Source organism: Inquilinus sp. YAF38 (assembly GCF_052113205.1).
Taxonomy (GTDB): domain Bacteria; phylum Pseudomonadota; class Alphaproteobacteria; order DSM-16000; family Inquilinaceae; genus Inquilinus.
The window spans coordinates 1-16,832 of the sequence record NZ_JBFRCU010000043.1 but is presented as its reverse complement, the minus strand read 5'-3'; the positions used below and the strand labels follow the sequence as shown (position 1 = coordinate 16,832).

Sequence of the window (16,832 nt, the reverse complement as noted above, 5' to 3'; positions counted from 1 at the left end):
CCCGCGACAGGGGCGCGCCCTTGACGCTGGAACCGGAGAACCGGATTGCCCCTTCTGCAACTCATTGCGCGGCGCCTGCTGCAATTGATCGGTGTGCTTGCCGGTATCAGCCTGATGACGTTTCTTTTGGTGCACATGGCCCCGGGCGATCCCGCGCGGCTTCTTGCCGGCGAGAGGGCGAGTGCTGAAACCATCGCGGCGATCCGTTCGCAATATGGGCTCGACCTGCCGCTCTGGCGGCAGTTCCTGACCTATCTCATCAACCTCGTTTCGGGCGATATCGGCCTGTCGCTGCGCTTTCAGCGGCCGGTGAGCCAGCTTGTCGAACAGTTCATGTGGCCGACGCTGTTCCTGACCGGCTATGTGCTGTGCCTTGCCATCCCGCCGACGGTCGTGCTCGCCATCCTCGGCGCCCGCCGTCCCGGCGGCATCGCCGACCAGATCATTCGTCTGGTGGGGATTGCCGGCCTCACCATCCCGGTGTTCTGGCTGGGCATCATGATGTCGCGCTTCTTCGGCGTCAGCCTCGGCTGGTTCCCCGTCTCGGGCTACGGCACCGGTTTCACCGGCCATCTCCACCACCTTTTCCTGCCGGCCGTGTCGACGGCCATCTGGCTGGTGCCGGTTCTGACGCAGAGCCTGCGCGCCGCCCTCATCGAAAAGACGACGGCCGATTTCGTCACGGCCGCGCGGGCGCAGGGCGCCACGGAACGGCAGATCTTCTGGCAGACCATGCTGCCGAACGCCGTGCTGCCGACGCTCAACCTGCTCGGCGTCATGGTGGCCTTCATGATCGGCGGCGCCATCATCGTCGAAACCGTTTACGCGGTGCCCGGCCTCGGCACGCTGATGGTCAACGCGCTGCTCGGCCGCGACTACTACGTCGTGCAGGGGCTGACTCTGGTCTTCGCGGTCTCGACCGTCCTGATCACGCTGCTCGTGGATTTGCTCACCGCCTTCATCGATCCGCGCGTCCGGCTCTGAGGAGATCGCGCATGGCTGAAAGCCCCGTTCTGGCGCAGACCGCGCCCTCCATCGGCCGCATCATGCCCACCATGCTGGTCGCGCTCGTCGTCCTGTTCGGATGGCTGGTGCTGGCGCTGGCGGCCCCGATGATCGCGCCCTATGACCCCGATGCCATCGACATCGTGAACATGCTTTCGCCGCCGAGCGCGGCCCATTGGTTCGGCACGGACCAGGTCGGCCGCGACGTCTTCTCGCGGGTTCTCTTCGCAAGCCGCGTCGATCTGCTGCTGTGCGTGGCCGGCGTGCTTCCACCGCTGCTGATCGGCACGACCATCGGGCTGCTGAGCGGCTATTTCGGTGGTGTGGTCGACAATGTCTTCATGCGCATCTACGACCTCACTGTTGCGTTTCCCTTCTTCGTGCTGGTGCTGGCCATTGTCGGCGTGCTCGGGCCAGGGCTTCTCAACTTCATCCTGGCGCTGACGCTGGTCGGCTGGGTCAGCTACGCGCGGCTGGTACGGGCGCAGGTGCTGACGATCCGCGAAAGCGAGTATATCCAGGCGGCCAAGTGCCTCGGCTATTCGCCGGCCGCCATCCTCGGCCATCATGTGCTGCCGAACGCCATAGGGCCCGTCATCGCCTACGCGGTCAGCGATGCGGTGCTCGTCATGCTGGCCGGTGCGAGCTTCGGGTTTCTCGGCATGGGCGCGCAGCCGCCGCTGGCCGAATGGGGCGTGATGATCGCCGACGGCCAGGCTTTCGTGCAGCAGGCCTGGTGGATCTGCCTGTTCCCGGGATTGGCCGCGATTTCGCTCGGCCTCGGTTTTGCTCTGCTTGGCGATGGACTGGGGCAGTTGCAACGGAAGGGAGTTGCGGCATGAGCGGGCTGGAAACCGGCAAGCCGCCGCTGCTCGACGTCAAGGACCTCTCCGTCAGCTTCGGCGGCTTTGCGGCGATCAAGAACGTTTCGTTCACGCTCCAGCAGGGAGAGATCCTCGGCATCGTCGGCGAAAGCGGCTCGGGCAAGTCCGTGACCTGCCGTGCCGTGATGCGGCTGCTGACCGGCGCGGCGCGCGCCGAGGGTACGGTGGCGCTCGACGGGCAGGATCTTCTGGCGCTCGGGGAGGACGAACTGTGCGTCATTCGCGGCCGCGACATCGGCATGATTTTTCAGAACCCGGCATCGCATCTCGATCCGCTGCGCCGCATTGGCCAGCAGGTCGCGGCGCCGATGATCCGGCATCTCGGCATCGGCAAACGCGAAGGTCTGCAGCGGGCGGTCAAGCTGCTGGAGGACGTTGGCATCCGCGAACCGGAAAAGCGTGCGCGCTCCTATCCGCATGAATTTTCCGGTGGAATGAAACAACGGGCGATGATCGCCGCCGCCATCGGCTGCCAGCCGAAGCTGCTGATCGCCGACGAGCCGACGACCGCGCTCGACGTCACCGTGCAGGCCCGCATTCTTGAGTTACTCAAGGAGCTTAACCGCAAGACCGGGCTGGCGATGATCCTCATTTCGCACGATCTCGGCGTCGTCGCGGATATCTGCTCGCGCGTCGTGGTCATGCGCAACGGCGAGATTGTGGAGCAGGGGCCGATCGACGACGTCATCAACCGGCCGCGCCATCCCTATACAAGACTGCTGATCGAATCCCAGCCCGGCCGCAAGAGCTATGGCGCGGCCGGCAGCCCGGATCGGGCAACATCGCTGCTTCGCGTCGAAAACCTTTCGGTGACGTTCCCCGCCGGGCAGGGCCTGCTCGGCGGCTTCGGAAGCAGCAATTCCTTCCGCGCCCTCGACGGCGTCGATCTGGAGATCAATACGGGCGAAACGGTCGGCATCGTCGGCGAAAGCGGTTCGGGCAAGAGCACGCTCGCCCGGTCGATCATTCGCCTGAACACGCCGAGCGGCGGCACGATCCGTCTGGACGGACAGAATGTCGGGGCGCTCGGCGGCGAGGCGCTGACGGCGTTCCGCCGCCGCGTGCAGATGGTGTTCCAGAACCCGTACGATTCGCTCAATCCGCGCCTGACGGTTGCCGAGGCCGTCGCGGAGCCGATCTGGCGGCATGGTATCGCGGACCGAAAAACGGCGCGGAAGGAAGCCGATGCGGTGCTGGAGATGGTGGAGTTGCCGAGCAGCCTGCGCAATCGCAAGCCGCGGCAGCTTTCCGGCGGGCAATGCCAGCGCGTTGGCCTTGCACGGGCGCTGGCGCTGAAGCCGCAGCTTCTCATCGCGGACGAAATCACCTCGGCGCTCGATGTCACGACGCAGGCGCAGATCCTGGAACTGCTCGTGCGGCTCCAGCGCGAGCGCTCGCTGACGCTGCTCTACATTTCGCACGATCTCGCCGTGGTGAGCAGCCTTTGCCAGCGCGTCTATGTCTTCAAGGCCGGGCGCGTCGTCGAGCAAGGCGTGGCACAGCAGGTTCTGTCCAAACCGCAGGATCCCTATACGCAGGCGCTGGTCGGTTCGCTGGCCCGGCTGCCGATGACCCAGACAATCCCTCATTCACAACCGTTAGCGACCTATGCGTCTTGATGAATATGCGGCTCACGACGGAACCGGCCTCGCCCGCCTGCTGGCGAAAGGCGAGGTCACGCCGAGGGAACTCGGCCGATGCGTCGTACGGGCCGTCGCGGCGGTGAACCCTGCGCTGAACGCCGTCATCGAACTCTATCCGGACGCGCTGGAGAGCCTGCCGGAGGGCGCGTCCGCCACCACTTTCGGCGGCATTCCCACCCTGACCAAGGACTTTCCGGTCGAGGCGGGCCGGCCCGCCGAGTTCGGCAGCCGCCTTGCACGGGGTTTCAGGGCCGGCCACGATGCCGTCTACTGGATCCGTTTGCGCGAGGGCGGGCTGGTCAATGCCGGACGCACGGCCAGTTCCGAATTCGGCGTGCCGGCGGCGACGGAATCGCCACTCTATGGCGCCACCCGCAATCCGTGGAACCCGGACCGTGGCGTTGCCGGCTCCAGCGGCGGGGCGGCGGCCGCCGTTGCTGCGGGCATCGTGCCTTTCGCGCAGGGCAGCGACGGCGGCGGATCGATCCGCAACCCGGCCGCGTTCTGCGGCTTGATCGGTCTGAAACCTTCACGCGGGCGGGTCACCGGCGCGCCGAATGCGAATGCCCCGCTTCTGGGACTGGCGACGACCTTCATGCTCACCCGCTCTGTCCGCGATACGGCTGTGCTGCTCGACCTGTGCCACGGTCCCGATGCCGGCGACGGCTATGAAATCGCGGCGCCGGCGGGCACCTATCGCGATGCCATGCAGCGCACCCCGCGGGGGCTGCGGATCGCTCTGTGTACAAAGTCGTGGTCGGACGTGCAGCTCGACCCTGAGGTTGCGGCAGCGACAAGGTCTGCCGCGGAACGGTTCGCACGCCTCGGTCACCATGTCGAGGAAGCGTCGCCGGACTTCGATTATCCCGCCTTCCTCCATGCGCAGAAGGTCATCTGGGCCGCGGATGCCGCCGCGCATATGCCGGCCATGGCGCGGCAGATGAACCGCTCGCTGGAGGAAGCGCTTGGCGCAAGCGTATATGCTCTTTATCGCTGGGGGCTCGGCATCAGCGGCGCACAGCTTATCGACGCGCTTGCCGTCTACGATCGGGTGACGCGGCAGGTCGGGCGCTTCCTCGCCGGATATGATCTCTTGCTGACGCCGACCAGCGTCATGCTACCGGAACCGATCGGCACCTTCGATCCCAATCGCGCCGGCATCGACGCGGATGGCGTGTTCGACGATCTGGCGCCGAAGGAGACGTTCACGGCGCTGTTCAATGCGACAGGACAGCCCGCGATATCCCTGCCGCTCGGGCGCAGCCGCGACGGCCTACCCATCGGCATCCAGCTCGTGGCCCGCTTCGGACGGGAGGACCTGCTGCTTGCGGCTGCGCGGCAAGTCGAGGAGGCCGCAGAAAGCGCTCCCGGCATCTGGGGACAGGGGCGTCCGGCCATTCACGCCGGCAATTTCTAGGAGTCTGTCACTGTGGCGAAAGCACGAAGCGGCAAAGATGCCAAGGGATCGAACGGCGTCGAGGAGAAGATCGACATCGAAGCGATCCTGCGCGACCGCATGTCCGGTTTTTCGCCCTCGGAGCAAAGCCTTGCGGCCTACATCCTGGACAATGTCCAGATATTGCCCTTCGAGACCGGCAGCAGCATAGCGCAGGCGGTCGGCGTCAGCGAGATGACCGTCACGCGGTTCGTTCGCGGCCTCGGCTTCGAGAATTTGCGCGACCTCAAGAAACGCCTGCGCGTGGCGGTCACCGAGAAGGACAGCGAAATCGATGACTACATGGCCCGCTTTCAGATGCGCGAAGGCCGGCAGCAGATGCTGCAGGAAAGCCTGCGGCTGGAGCTGGATGCCATCGTGAAGGCCTATGCCTTGACCACGTCCGAAGTGTGGGACGAGGCGGCGAGCTTGCTGGTGAAGGCGCGCACCATCTATGTCGTCGGTTTCCAGGCCTCGAAGGGCCTGGCGCTGGATTTCGCCAGCCGCCTGCTCTGGGCGCGTTCCAACGTCATTTTCATCGACAACGCCTCGGGCACGTTCGGCGAGATCATCAATGCAGATCCCAAGCAGAGCGCCGTCGTCCTCGTTGACACGGCCTCCTACGCGACGCGCGGCATCAAGCTGGTGGAGAAGCTGAAGTCGATGGACATGCCGTTGGTCATCGTCACCGACAAGTTCAGTCACTGGGCCTTCGCCTATACGCGCTTCGTCTTCGAGGCGCATACGCATGTGAAAACCTTCTGGGATTCTACGGCAAGCCTCAGTGTCGTGCTCAATCTGCTCATCGACGCCGTTGCCACCAAACTCGGGCCGAGGGCTAAGCGTAACTTCGCCATGATGAGCGACATGGGCAACCTCTTCGGAGAATTCGTCGGCGGCAGCTATCTCCGCCGCAACGATTGATCCATTCCAAACCGCAAACGAGAGCATGCATGACCAGTATGCCGCCATTCCGTGATCCGACTGCACCCGGCAATTCTCTCATTCCAAGGCAAGACTGGGACCGCGCGCCCTGGAACCGCTGGACCTTCCAGCATGTCCGGGACCTGCTGCCGACCACGCAGGTCTGGCGCGGAGCGGGGCCGGCAAGCCTGCTGCCGGCCGATCTGCAGGATATCGACGCCATTCCCTTCGCGGCGGAGGGGCAGGCCTATACCATTGGCAGCTTCCTCGAGACGAACTATGCCGATGGCCTCCTGGTGCTCCATGGCGGCAAGATCGTCGCCGAGCGCTACCTGAATGGCATGACACCGCATAGCCAGCATCTGTCGCAATCGGTCGCCAAGTCGGTTGTCGGCACCATGGCGGGCATCCTGATCGGCCGCGGAGTGGTCGACCCGGCCGCGTCCCTGACGCACTATCTGCCGGAGCTGGAGGCGACGGCCTACCGCGGCGCGACCGTCCAGCACGTGCTCGACATGACCAGCGGCGTGGTCTTCGACGAGACCTATACCGCGCTCGATTCCCACATGGCGCAGCTGGATGTCGCCAGCGGCTGGAAGGAGCGTTGGAACCCGAACTGGCCCACGAATGTCTGGGACCTGATCCTGTCTTTGAAGGATCTGGAGTGCCCGCACGGTACCTCCTTCCGCTATCGCTCGATCGAGACGGATGTCCTGTCCTTCGTTCTACAGCGCGCCGCCGCTACCCCGCTTGCAGAACTCGTCAGCCGTGAATTGTGGGCGCCGATGGGGGCGGAGGAAGACGCCTATTTCACCGTGGACGCTGCTGGCTATGCTCTGGGTGACGGCGGGTTCAATGCGACTCTTCGCGACTATGCTCGTTTCGCCCTGCTGCATCTTCGCGGCGGCGAGATCGACGGCCGGCGTGTCGTGTCGACCGAGTGGATTGCCGGGACACGGTTCGGTGCTGATCCGACACTCTTCGGCGGCATCTATCGGGAGGTTCTGCCCGCCGGGGCATATCATAACCAGTTCTGGATCGAGGATACCGCACGCGGCGTCTATATGGCCCGCGGCGTCTTCGGACAACTGATCTACATCGACCCGGTGGCGGATTTCGCGGCGGTCGTCCTGTCGAGCTGGCCGGAATTCGTCAGCGCGGCGCGGATGCGGACAGCGTTGGCGGCGGTCAGGGCTATCCGAGGGGCGCTGTCGTCATAGCGAGCGGGCTATTCCCCGTTCGCGTCCGCAGCCGCGCCGCCTGGGCGGGATCGTCCGGACGCGGAGCGCGAGAGATCGGAGACGCCGGTGCGGTCGGCCACGGCCAGTTCGTGCCGGCGCGGCTGCCGCCCCCTCCCCTCGGGTGCGGACCGCGGCGGTCCGGGACATCAGCACGGCGCCGAATCCGGTCCCGCCCGTGCACAGATTTGACAACGAAAACGACAAAGCCCCGCGCGAGGCGAGGCCAAGCTGTTGAATTTGGCGGCAATTTCAGAGATCGTGGGGAAGAACCATGGCGGCAAGGGTTCGGAAGGCATCGCTGGAGAGCCGGGCGGCTAGGGCGAAGCTGCCGCTCGAAGAGCGCACATGGGCCGTGATCCAGCCGGGCCTGCAGATCGGATACCGGCGTGGCAAGCGCGGCGGCGTCTGGCTGACCGTCTGCCGGGCCGACGACGGCCGGCGGCTGCAGGAGAAGATCGGCACCGCCGACGGCCGGCTCGACGCCGATGGCGAGGCGGTTCTGAATTTCTGACAGGTACAGGAGAAGGCCAGGGCGTGGTGGCCGATCGCCCGGCGCCGGTTGGACGGAGACGACACGACGCCGGCGAAGCGTGACGGGCCGTACACGGTCGGCGACGCGCTCGACGACTATTTCACCGATCATGGGGTCGCGATGAAGTCGAAGCGCGAGACCGAGCGGCGGGCGGCGGCATTCATCCGCCCGGCGCTCGGCGGGATCGCCGTCATCAAGCTGACGCCGCAGCGGATCAAGAAGTGGCATGTCGAGTTGTCCGAGCAGGGCAAGCGGGTTCGGACCAAGATCGGCGCAGCCCCCAAGGTCCTCGCCGCCGATCTCAATGATCCGGACGCGCAGCGCGCGCGGCGCGACAGCGCCAATCGCGTGCTGACGATCCTGAAGGCCGCGCTCAACCACGCGTGGCGCGAGGGCAAGGTCATCGATGACGGTCCTTGGCGGAAGGTTCGCCCGTTCCCGGCGACGACCAAGGCGCGGGTTCGGTTCCTGGTGCCTGCTGAGCAACAGCGGCTGCTGAACGCCTGTCACGATCCGGATCTGCGCGACCTGGCCGCCGCCGGGCTGCTGACGGGCTGCCGCTTCGGCGAGCTGGCGCGACTGCATGCCGAAGACTGGCATCGCAACAGGGACACGGTGTTCGTGGCTCAGAGCAAGAGCGGCCGCGCCCGTCACGTTCCGGTCGGCAACAGCGGAAAGGCGCTGTTCGATCGCCTCTCGGCCGGCAAGACCACGGGAGCGCGGCTGCTCATCCGTGCAAACGGCGATGCGTGGGGGAAGTCGGTCTACACCCGCGAGTTTCGGGCTGCGGCCGCGCGGGCGAAGGTGACGCCCCTCACCTTCCATGAATTGCGACACAGCTTCGCCTCGACGCTCCTGGCTGGCGCCACCCCGCTGATGATGGTGGCCGAAGCCTTGGGCCATGCGGACAGCCGGATGTGTGAGAAACATTACGGGCATCTGGCGAAGGAGCACGTTTTCGAGCGTTTGCGAGCCGCGGCGCCGATGCTGGATGTTGGGCGAACGGCGGTTGCGCGGATCGATTGACGGCAACCGCAAACCAAGTGGTGAAAATCTGACGCTTGGCACCCGAGACGGGATTCCGCTTTCGACCCTAAGCGGCCTCTCGGTAGCGAAGGTCGGATCTTCCGGTAAGCACCCATTTGCGGACATTCGAGTCTGCCAATGCGCGACAACTGTCGTCGTTATCGCGCGCTGATCGCCGGTCTGGCGGGCTTCGACGGTCGAAGACCGTTACTTGCCATTGCGGTCCCGGCCCGGCATGGTGGAGCTGATCCGAATAGGTACAAATTCGGACGTGCGGGGGACGGTTCGGAGCATGCACCGTGTGGGGAAGGCCGGCTGGCTTGCCGGTTTGCGTGTTGTTGCGATTTTGGCAGCAGCGCTGGGCGTGATGAGTTGCCAGCAGAAGGGCCAGGACTCCCTCCCACGGTACAATCCGCTGGCCACGGCGAACTTCGACGTGCCGTCGAAACTGGCGCGGCAGCCTTCGGGCTCGGTCGCGGTGTCGTCCGCGCCGAACGACCTCCGCGCGCCGCAGCTGTATTTCGGGGCCGACGGCGCCCCGCTCCCGGCCGGAGCCGCAGGCGCGCCGGTCGTCGTCACCGGCCAGGGCGCGCAGATCAATTTCGAGAATGCGGACATCCGCGACTTCCTGAAGGCCGTGCTCGCAGACACACTGAAGACGTCCTACAGCGTCGATCCGCGGATCCAGGGAACCGCGACGGTCTCCAGCAGCGCCGCCCTCAGCCGGCAGGACCTGCTCGCGACGGTCGAAACCGTGCTGCGGATGAACGGCGCCGCCCTGATCGCCGATGGTTCCACTTATCGGATCGTACCCGCCGGCGAGGCCGCGGGCGGGCGGGTGATGGTGCAGCTGGGATCGGACCCGACGCCCCTGCCGGCCGGCTACGGCGTGTCGATCATCCCGCTGCGCTTCGTCCAGGCGGCCACCATCGCGCCGCTGATCAGCCCGGTGGCGAACAGCAACATGGTCCGGACCGACCCGGCGAGGAACCTCGTGGTGATCTCCGGGCCGAGCAGCGACCGCGCCGCGATCGCCGAAATGGTCGCGGCCTTCGACGTGGACGCGATGCGCGGCGTCTCCGCAGGTCTGTTCCCCCTGCGCCGCTCCGATCCCAACTCGATGATCCAGGAGCTCCGCTCCGTCTTCAAGCTGGGCGCCGAGGGCACGCCGATGCAAGGCGGCATCGACTTCATCCCGGTGCGCAGGCTCAACGCCGTCATGGTCGTCGCAAAGCAGCCGGTGCGTCTGCGCCAGGCCGAGACCTGGATCAACCGGCTCGACCAGGGCGACAAGCAGGGCGTCCAGCTCTACGTCTATCGGGTCGAGAACGGCACAGCCGAGAACCTCGCCTCGATCATGGGCCAGTTCATGGGTGGGGGACGCGGCGGTTCGTCGGGCGGGGGCAGCAGTCCGGTCGCCCCATCGCTGCCGGTTCAGACCGCGTCCACCGGCGGGTCGTCGATCCCCTCGCGCGCCGATGGTGGTGGGACGGATGCGAGCGCGGTCATGTCGGCCGGCGAGAAGCTCGGCATCCTGTCGGATGATCTGAACAGCATGGTCGGCAACGGCGCCGGCGGAGGCGGATCGGGAAGTGCGGGACGCGGTCCCGATCCGTTCGACGGCGCCCAGATCGTCGCCAACAAGGAGCGCAACTCGCTCATGGTCATGGCGACGCCGGAGGCCTGGCGGAAGATCGAGGCCGCGATCCGGCTGATGGACACGCCGCAGTACCAAGTCCTGATCGAGGCGACGATCGCCGAGGTCACGCTGACCGACCAGCTGCGCTACGGGGTGCATTTCTGGCTGGAGAGCGGGAATTTCTCGAGCGTCTTCACCCAGAACAATGCTTTCGGGGTCAACCCGTCCGTACCCGGCTTCAACTTCATCATCAGCAGCGGCAATTTCCGGGTCATCCTGGACGCGCTCGCCAGCATCACCAATGTCCGGGTGGTGTCGTCGCCTTCGCTGGCGGTGCTGGACAACCAGACCGCGCAGTTGAAGGTCGGTGACCAGGTGCCGGTGATCACCCGGCAGCAGCAATCCTCCGACAACTCGGACGCGCCGATCGTCAATAATGTCGAATACCGCGACACCGGCGTGATCCTGCAGGTGACGCCCCGGATCAACCCCGACGGCCAGGTCAATCTCGACATCCGGCAGGAGGTCAGCAACGTCGTGGAGGGCGCGCCCGACGCGATCAACCCGACGATCGCGCAGCGGGAGGTCGGGACCTCGGTGTCGGTGGCGAGCGGCCAGACCGTCATTCTCGGCGGCCTGATCTCCGACCGCCAGAGCAACGGCAGGTCCGGCGTCCCGGTGCTGCGCGACATCCCTCTGGTCGGCAATCTCTTCAGCGGCGTCTCGGACAACGATCAGCGCACCGAGTTGGTGATCCTGATCACGCCGAAGGTGATCCGCAATGCCGCTGACGCGAAGGCGATCGCCGAGGAGTTCCGGAGTCGTATGCAGCTGTTCGGCGCCCCTCCTCCCAAGAAATAGACCATGCAGGACCGGCCGCGGATCGACAATCGGGTGCGGATGGCCGGCTTCACCCTGATCGAGATGCTGATCGTGCTGGTGATCCTGGGGCTGGCGGCGGCCGTGGTCGGGCTGGCGGTGCCGGAGTGGCGGGCCCGGTCGGCCCTGCGCGAGGCCGGCGCCAGTGTGGAGCGGCTGCTGGCGCAAGCGCGCGACGCCGCCTTGCGGCAGCAAAGCCCGGTGCTGGTCCGCTTCGAGCCCGAGGACCGGCGCATCGGCATCCCAGCGCTCGACCGCTGGCAGTCGGTGCCGGATGGGGTCGATCTCACGCTCACTGGGGCCGCGATCGCGCCGGGCGGCGACGCCCCTGCCCTGCTGTTCCTCGGCGACGGGTCGAGCAGCGGCGGCGTCCTAACGCTGAACCGCGGCGGCCACCGCCTGGCCCTGCGCGTCGCCTGGCTGACCGGCACCGTCCGCCAGGAGGATGCGCCGTGACCGGGCGCCAGGCCGGCTTCACCCTGGTCGAGGTGCTTGTGGCGCTGGCCGTGCTCGGCGCCATCACCGCAACCGCACTGGTGCTGCTGGTGTCGAGCCGCGACCGCGACGCCCGCGCGACGGCGCAGACCCGCGCCACTCTGGCCGCCGAAGCGATCCTGGAGCGGGTCGGGCTCGACCTGCCGCTCGCGCCGCGCAACGTCAACGGCCGCCTCGGCGACGGCAGCGCCTGGTCGCTCGCCATCGCCCCCTGGCGCGAGGAGGGCATGCCGCAGGCGGCCGGCCAGCCCGGCCTGCTGTCGGTCACCGTCCGCGTGGCGCCGCGGCGCGGGCCGGCGGTCCAGCTGGTCACCCTGCGCGCCGCCGGGCTGCCGCCGTGACCCGCGCCCCGCCCCGTCAGCGCGGCTTCACCCTGGTCGAGGTGCTGGTGGCGCTGGTGCTGGCCGGGCTGGCGGCATCCGCCGCCGTCGGCCTGCCGAACCTGTTCGCCCGCTTCGACCAGAAATCCCGCACCGAAGCAGAGCTGCGCGACAGCGTGGCCGCCGCCGGCCGGCTGCTGCGCGCCCTGGCCGAAGGTGCGGTGCCGGACCTGTCGCGCGACGAGGCGGCCGATCCGGCCGATGCGACTGCGCTGACCCTCCTGTCCTGGGGGCCGCCGATCCTGGCGCTGGACCGGCCGGTCCCGCTGACCCTGCGGGTCGTGCAGGCGGACGGCCGGGCCGCGCTGCGGCTGGCCTGGACCGATCCCGGAACCGGGGCAGCGCGGGAGGAGACGGTGATGGAGGGCGCCCGCTCGATCCGGCTGAGCTATTTCGCGGCCGGGAGCAGCGGTGGAGCGTGGCGGTCCGAATGGGCCCGTCCCTGGGCGCTGCCGGCGGCGGTGCTGCTGCGCGTCGATGTGCCGGAACTCGGAGCCCCGATCGACCTGATCGGCCGCACCCGCGCCCGGTTGCCCGAAGCCTGCCTGGCCCTGCCGCAGGAGCCGGCCTGCCGGCCGGGATAGCGGGCACCGTCAGTCGCAGGCGATCGCCGCCGGCTCGGCGAGGTCGCGCTGCGACAGGATCCGGATCATGGGCTGGCGCGCCGAGAGCAGGATCACCGCTTCGCGGACGAAATGGGCGCCGCGCGGTGTGGCCGCCTCGGCCCGCAGCCGATAGACCGGCTCCTCATCCGCCAGGAAGCGCTGCAGATGGGCCAGCCGCGGATCGTCGGCCGGGGACGCCCGGCCCCGCAGGGTCTCGATGTCCGTGCTGGTCAGGCCGGGCAACCGGCGCAGCTGCTCGTCCGCCAGGCCGGCGGCGGAGATGCCGAGGCTGCCGGTCAGCACCGTGAAGCGGTCCTCGAACAGCCGCGCCACCGGCGTCAGCCGGGTGCAGGGCGGCAGCAGGGCGAGCACGCTCGGCACGAGCATGCTCGGTGGCGGCGCCGGCTGCCGCCGCGCCGCCTCGATCCGCTCCAGCGCCTGCAGGCGGAGACCCGGCGGCACCGGCATCCCGTCGAGCAGGGCCTGGATCAGCTCCAGCGATCCCGCGTTGAGGTCGGCCTTGCCGCTTTCGCGCAGGAAGGACAGGCGGATCTCCGTATCGGCGAAGCGCCACGGCACCGGCACCGACGAGGCCAGGAGGCGCTTCAGCAGCGGGTCGTCCTCGGCCCGCAGCGCCTGGACCAGCCGGGCGACCCCGGCATCAGCGAGGGCGCGGGCCTTGGCCACCTCGACCGCCGCGCTGGCGGAGCCGACCGCGCTGCGGCTCCGCTCCAGCAGCACCAGCGCCGCGGTCGCGACCACGCCGACGATCACCAGCACCAGGATCAGCACGAAGCCGCGCTGTCGGTCGCGGCCGGCTCTGTCGCCTGATCGGCCCGGAAGATCGCGCATGCGGGTCAGAGCGCCAAGTCGTTGATGCTGAGGATCGCCGTCAGGATGGACATGACGATGCCCCCGACGGCCAGGCCCAGGACGATGATCAGGGTCGGCTCCAGCAGACCGACCAGGCGCTTGACCGAGGTCTCCAGCTCCTGCTCGTAGGCGTCGGCCACATGACCGGCGGTGAGGTCGATGCGGCCGGTCTCCTCGCCCACCTTCAGCATCTGCACCGCGAAATCGGGGAACAGCCCGGTCGCCGCCAGCGGCTCGGACAGGCCGCGGCCCTGGCGCACGCCGGTGACCACGGTGTCGAGCGCCTCGGCCACCGCCCGGTTCGGCACCACGTCGCGCGACAGCATCAGCGCGTTCGGCAGGTCGACGCCGTTGCCGGCCAGGGTCGCCAGCGTCCGGCAGAACCGCGCCGTCACCAGGATCCGCAGCAGGCCGCCCAGGAAGGGCAGGCGCAGCAGCATCCGGTCCCAGGCCAGGCGCGGGCCGGAGAGGGTCAGCGCCTGGCGCAGCAGCAGGAGGCCGGCAAGGGCGGAGAGCAGGACCAGCCAGCCCCAGCCTTGAAGGAAGCGGCCGAGGGCGACGACGATCGCGGTCGACACCGGCAGCTCGGCCCCGGCGTCGTGGAACACGGTCTCGAACTGCGGCACGACGAAGGTGAGGAGCAGGGCGATCGAGGCCAGCGCCACGATGACCAGCAGCACCGGGTACAGCATCGCCGAGGCGACGGTGGCGCGGATCTTCTCCGACCGCTCGCGCAGATCGGCCAGCCTGTCCAACACCTGGGCCAGCTTGCCCGAGGTCTCGCCGGCCCGGATCATGTTGACCGCGAGGCGCGGGAAGGCCCGGGCGTCGACCGCGGCGCTGAGGCTGTGGCCTCCGCGCACGCTATCGAGGATCGGCTGCGCCAGCCGGGCGATGGCGCCGCCGCGCCGGCTGGTCGTCCCAGCGGTGCCGGCCATGGTCATCAGCGCCCGCTCCAGCGGCTGGCCGGCGGTGAGCAGGATGGCCAGCTGGCGGAGGAAGGTGGTCACCTCCTTCGCCCGGAGCCGTCCGCGCCCCAGGGCACTTCGTGTCTGCGCCCGGGCGCCGCGGACCGGCCGCGCCTCCAGCGGGAACTGGCCGAGCTGCTGCAGGTGCCGGATTGCCGCCGCCTCATCCGCGGCCTCGAGCTGCCCCTCGACCAGGTTGCCGGCCGCGTCGGCGGCCTTGAAGGCGAAGAGCGGCATGGCTACCCCTCCTCGGTGACGCGGCGCACTTCCTCCAGCGTCGTCTGCCCGGCCAGGGCCTTGGCGACGCCGTCCTGGAACATGCTGCGCATCCCGGCGGCGCCGGCGATGCGGGTCAGCTCGGCGGTCGAGATCCGCTGGTGCAGCGCCTCGCGGACGGCATCGGTCAGCTCGAAGAACTCGAAGATGCCGATCCGGCTGGTGTAGCCGATGCCGTCGCAGGACGGGCAGCCGACGGCGCGATGCAGGATGGTGTCGGACTCCGCCGGACGCCCGAGCTGCGCCAGTTCCTCGGCCGAGGCCCGGTACGGGGCGCGGCAGGCGGGGCAGAGCTGGCGCACCAGGCGCTGGCCGATCACGCCGCGGATGGTCGAGGTCAGCAGATAGCCGTCAACGCCCATGTCGAGCAGCCGGTTGATCGACCCGGTGGCGCTGTTAGTGTGCAGCGTCGACAGCACCAGGTGCCCGGTCAGCGCCGCGTGGACCGCGATGTTGGCGGTCTCGCCGTCGCGGATCTCGCCGACCATGATGACGTCCGGATCGTGCCGCAGGCTGGAGCGCAGCACCCGGGCGAAGTCCAGCCCGATCTGCGGCTGGACATTGGTCTGGTTGATGCCGGGGATCTGGTACTCGATCGGGTCCTCAACGGTTAGGATCTTGCGGCTCGGCTGGTTCAGGATGCGCAGCGCGGCGTAGAGCGTCGTGGTCTTGCCGCTGCCGGTCGGCCCGGTGACCAGCAGGATGCCATGCGGATGCGCCAGGTGCCGCCGGATGCCGGCCTCCTCGGCCTGGGCGAGGCCGAGCTCGCCAAGGTCGAGCGCCATGCCCTTGGTGTCGAGCAGGCGGATGACGACGGCCTCGCCATGCATCGTCGGCATGGTGGCGACGCGCATGTCGACCTTCTGGCCGCCCGCGGTGAAGCGCGCGCGCCCGTCCTGCGGCAGCCGGCGCTCGGCGATGTCCAGCCGCGCCAGGATCTTGATCCGGCTGATCAGGGCCGGGCCCAGCTTCGCCGGCGGCGCCTTCATGTCCTTCAGCAGGCCGTGGATCCGGTAGCGCAGCTTGAGCTGCTCGCGATAGGTCTCGAGATGGATGTCCGACGCCTGCAGCCGCATCGCGTCGGCGATGATCTGGTTGACCAGGCGGATCACCGGCGCCTCCTGCGCCAGGTCCTTGAGCTGCTCGACATCGGGATCGCCCGCCGTGTCGGCCTCGATCTCGGCGCCGTCGGCGATCCGCTCGACGCTGGACCGGCCGCTCTCGTACCAGCGGGCGAAGACATCGGCGAGGTCCTCCTCGGCCACGATCACCGGAGTGACCGGCCGGCCGAGCGCCATCGCCACCGCCCGCAGGGCGAAGCCGTCGCCGGGGTCGGCCATGGCCAGGGTCACGCCGCCTTCGCTCTCGGCCAGCGGCAGGATCTTGGAGTCCTTCAGGAACCGGACCGGCAGTTGGTCGGCCAACACCGGCGCCTCGGGGAAGTCGCCGCGCCCGGCGAGCGGCAGGCCGTGCAAGATCGACAGGGCGTGGGCATAGTCCCGGCCCGACACCAGCCCCAGCCGCGTGACCAGCGTCGCCGCCGGCTCGGCCGACGCCAGCCGCGACAGCCGGGCGACGTCGTCGGGGCCGAGCTTGCCGAGCTCGACCAGGATGTCGACCAGGGACCGGACCTGATCCATCAGCGATCCCCCGTCATTGCACTGGCACCCCGGGACTGGCCGCATCGCCGACCGAGCGCGGGGCGAACAGAACGTGCTTGGCGTCGCCGGCCGGGCTGGTCAGGCGCACCGCCGTCGGGCTGATGGTCTCGACATGCCAGCCGCCGGCATCGTCGCCCTGCCGGGCGGTGACGACGGGGCCGCCGGCCCGGGGCTTCAACAGGACGAAGGGTCCGTCCGGCTGCTGCACGATGCCGACCAGCACGAACTCCGTCCGCTCGACCGGCGGCGGCGCGGGCTCCGGCACCGCCTCGACCACCGGGGCAGGCGCCGGCTCGGCGACGGGCTCGGGCGGCGGCGGGCGCCGGGTCGCGGCGAAGAGCGGCCGGGCGGTGGTCTCCGTCAGCG

At 68.6% G+C, this 16,832-nt stretch carries 16 protein-coding genes; 12 read left to right on the top strand and 4 right to left on the bottom strand.

Annotated elements, in window-relative coordinates; translation table 11 throughout:
• The first annotated feature begins 45 nt into the window (after window positions 1–45).
• The 12 genes from AB4Z01_RS19610 (at window position 46) to AB4Z01_RS19555 (ending at window position 12,667) form a co-directional block, all read left to right on the top strand.
• Window positions 46–984 (top strand): ABC transporter permease, encoded by a 939-nt coding sequence (locus AB4Z01_RS19610; protein WP_441696350.1) that lies wholly within the window; start codon window positions 46–48, stop codon window positions 982–984.
• 11 nt (window positions 985–995) lie between these two features.
• Window positions 996–1,847: an ABC transporter permease gene (locus AB4Z01_RS19605; RefSeq protein WP_441696348.1), complete on the top strand. Its 852-nt coding sequence runs from the start codon at window positions 996–998 to the stop codon at window positions 1,845–1,847.
• On the top strand, window positions 1,844–3,508 hold the full coding sequence (locus AB4Z01_RS19600) for an ABC transporter ATP-binding protein (RefSeq protein WP_441696345.1): 1,665 nt from the start codon (window positions 1,844–1,846) through the stop codon (window positions 3,506–3,508). Before AB4Z01_RS19605 ends, AB4Z01_RS19600 begins: the two co-directional genes overlap by 4 nt.
• On the top strand, window positions 3,498–4,949 hold the full coding sequence (locus AB4Z01_RS19595; protein WP_441696343.1) for an amidase: 1,452 nt from the start codon (window positions 3,498–3,500) through the stop codon (window positions 4,947–4,949). Before AB4Z01_RS19600 ends, AB4Z01_RS19595 begins: the two co-directional genes overlap by 11 nt.
• Before the next feature lie 12 nt (window positions 4,950–4,961).
• The gene (locus tag AB4Z01_RS19590; protein WP_441696341.1) at window positions 4,962–5,891 is read left to right on the top strand and encodes a MurR/RpiR family transcriptional regulator; all 930 of its coding nucleotides are present in this window, start codon (window positions 4,962–4,964) and stop codon (window positions 5,889–5,891) included.
• A gap of 29 nt (window positions 5,892–5,920) precedes the next feature.
• Window positions 5,921–7,111: a serine hydrolase domain-containing protein gene (locus tag AB4Z01_RS19585; protein ID WP_441696338.1), complete on the top strand. Its 1,191-nt coding sequence runs from the start codon at window positions 5,921–5,923 to the stop codon at window positions 7,109–7,111.
• Window positions 7,112–7,403: 292 nt separating this feature from the next.
• The gene (locus AB4Z01_RS19580) at window positions 7,404–7,643 is read left to right on the top strand and encodes a hypothetical protein (RefSeq protein WP_441696335.1); all 240 of its coding nucleotides are present in this window, start codon (window positions 7,404–7,406) and stop codon (window positions 7,641–7,643) included.
• 48 nt (window positions 7,644–7,691) lie between these two features.
• Entirely contained in the window at window positions 7,692–8,690 is a 999-nt protein-coding gene (locus AB4Z01_RS19575) for a tyrosine-type recombinase/integrase (protein WP_441696332.1), read from the top strand.
• Between the two features lie 367 nt (window positions 8,691–9,057).
• A complete protein-coding gene (gene gspD, locus AB4Z01_RS19570) occupies window positions 9,058–11,190 on the top strand; it encodes a type II secretion system secretin GspD (RefSeq protein WP_441696330.1) in 2,133 nt (710 codons plus the stop codon).
• Between the two features lie 3 nt (window positions 11,191–11,193).
• Window positions 11,194–11,664: a pilus assembly FimT family protein gene (locus AB4Z01_RS19565; protein WP_441696327.1), complete on the top strand. Its 471-nt coding sequence runs from the start codon at window positions 11,194–11,196 to the stop codon at window positions 11,662–11,664.
• On the top strand, window positions 11,661–12,044 hold the full coding sequence (locus AB4Z01_RS19560) for a type II secretion system protein (protein ID WP_441696325.1): 384 nt from the start codon (window positions 11,661–11,663) through the stop codon (window positions 12,042–12,044). Before AB4Z01_RS19565 ends, AB4Z01_RS19560 begins: the two co-directional genes overlap by 4 nt.
• Window positions 12,041–12,667: a prepilin-type N-terminal cleavage/methylation domain-containing protein gene (locus AB4Z01_RS19555; protein WP_441696322.1), complete on the top strand. Its 627-nt coding sequence runs from the start codon at window positions 12,041–12,043 to the stop codon at window positions 12,665–12,667. Before AB4Z01_RS19560 ends, AB4Z01_RS19555 begins: the two co-directional genes overlap by 4 nt.
• Before the next feature lie 9 nt (window positions 12,668–12,676).
• Here AB4Z01_RS19555 and AB4Z01_RS19550 read toward each other — a convergent pair whose 3' ends face one another.
• The 4 genes from AB4Z01_RS19550 to AB4Z01_RS19535 all read right to left on the bottom strand — a co-directional run.
• Entirely contained in the window at window positions 12,677–13,540 is an 864-nt protein-coding gene (locus AB4Z01_RS19550) for a hypothetical protein (protein WP_441696319.1), read from the bottom strand.
• 5 nt (window positions 13,541–13,545) lie between these two features.
• Window positions 13,546–14,766, bottom strand: coding sequence for a type II secretion system F family protein (locus AB4Z01_RS19545; protein ID WP_441696316.1), 1,221 nt, complete (start codon window positions 14,764–14,766; stop codon window positions 13,546–13,548).
• 2 nt (window positions 14,767–14,768) lie between these two features.
• A complete protein-coding gene (locus AB4Z01_RS19540) occupies window positions 14,769–16,445 on the bottom strand; it encodes a GspE/PulE family protein (protein WP_441696313.1) in 1,677 nt (558 codons plus the stop codon).
• Between the two features lie 13 nt (window positions 16,446–16,458).
• Window positions 16,459–16,832 (bottom strand): hypothetical protein (locus tag AB4Z01_RS19535; RefSeq protein WP_441696311.1); only part of this gene is annotated, 374 nt, incomplete at its 5' end.

What these genes read in the sequence shown, in the direction of transcription:
- AB4Z01_RS19580 (WP_441696335.1), top strand. Translation starts at nt 7,404, where the DNA reads ATGGCGGCAAGGGTTCGGAAGGCATCGCTGGAGAGCCGGGCGGCTAGG.
- gspD (WP_441696330.1), top strand. Translation starts at nt 9,058, where the DNA reads ATGAGTTGCCAGCAGAAGGGCCAGGACTCCCTCCCACGGTACAATCCG.
- AB4Z01_RS19545 (WP_441696316.1), bottom strand. Translation starts at nt 14,766, where the DNA reads ATGCCGCTCTTCGCCTTCAAGGCCGCCGACGCGGCCGGCAACCTGGTC.
- AB4Z01_RS19540 (WP_441696313.1), bottom strand. Translation starts at nt 16,445, where the DNA reads ATGGATCAGGTCCGGTCCCTGGTCGACATCCTGGTCGAGCTCGGCAAG.
- AB4Z01_RS19565 (WP_441696327.1), top strand. Translation starts at nt 11,194, where the DNA reads ATGCAGGACCGGCCGCGGATCGACAATCGGGTGCGGATGGCCGGCTTC.
- AB4Z01_RS19595 (WP_441696343.1), top strand. Translation starts at nt 3,498, where the DNA reads ATGCGTCTTGATGAATATGCGGCTCACGACGGAACCGGCCTCGCCCGC.
- AB4Z01_RS19550 (WP_441696319.1), bottom strand. Translation starts at nt 13,540, where the DNA reads ATGCGCGATCTTCCGGGCCGATCAGGCGACAGAGCCGGCCGCGACCGA.
- AB4Z01_RS19600 (WP_441696345.1), top strand. Translation starts at nt 1,844, where the DNA reads ATGAGCGGGCTGGAAACCGGCAAGCCGCCGCTGCTCGACGTCAAGGAC.
- AB4Z01_RS19585 (WP_441696338.1), top strand. Translation starts at nt 5,921, where the DNA reads ATGACCAGTATGCCGCCATTCCGTGATCCGACTGCACCCGGCAATTCT.
- AB4Z01_RS19605 (WP_441696348.1), top strand. Translation starts at nt 996, where the DNA reads ATGGCTGAAAGCCCCGTTCTGGCGCAGACCGCGCCCTCCATCGGCCGC.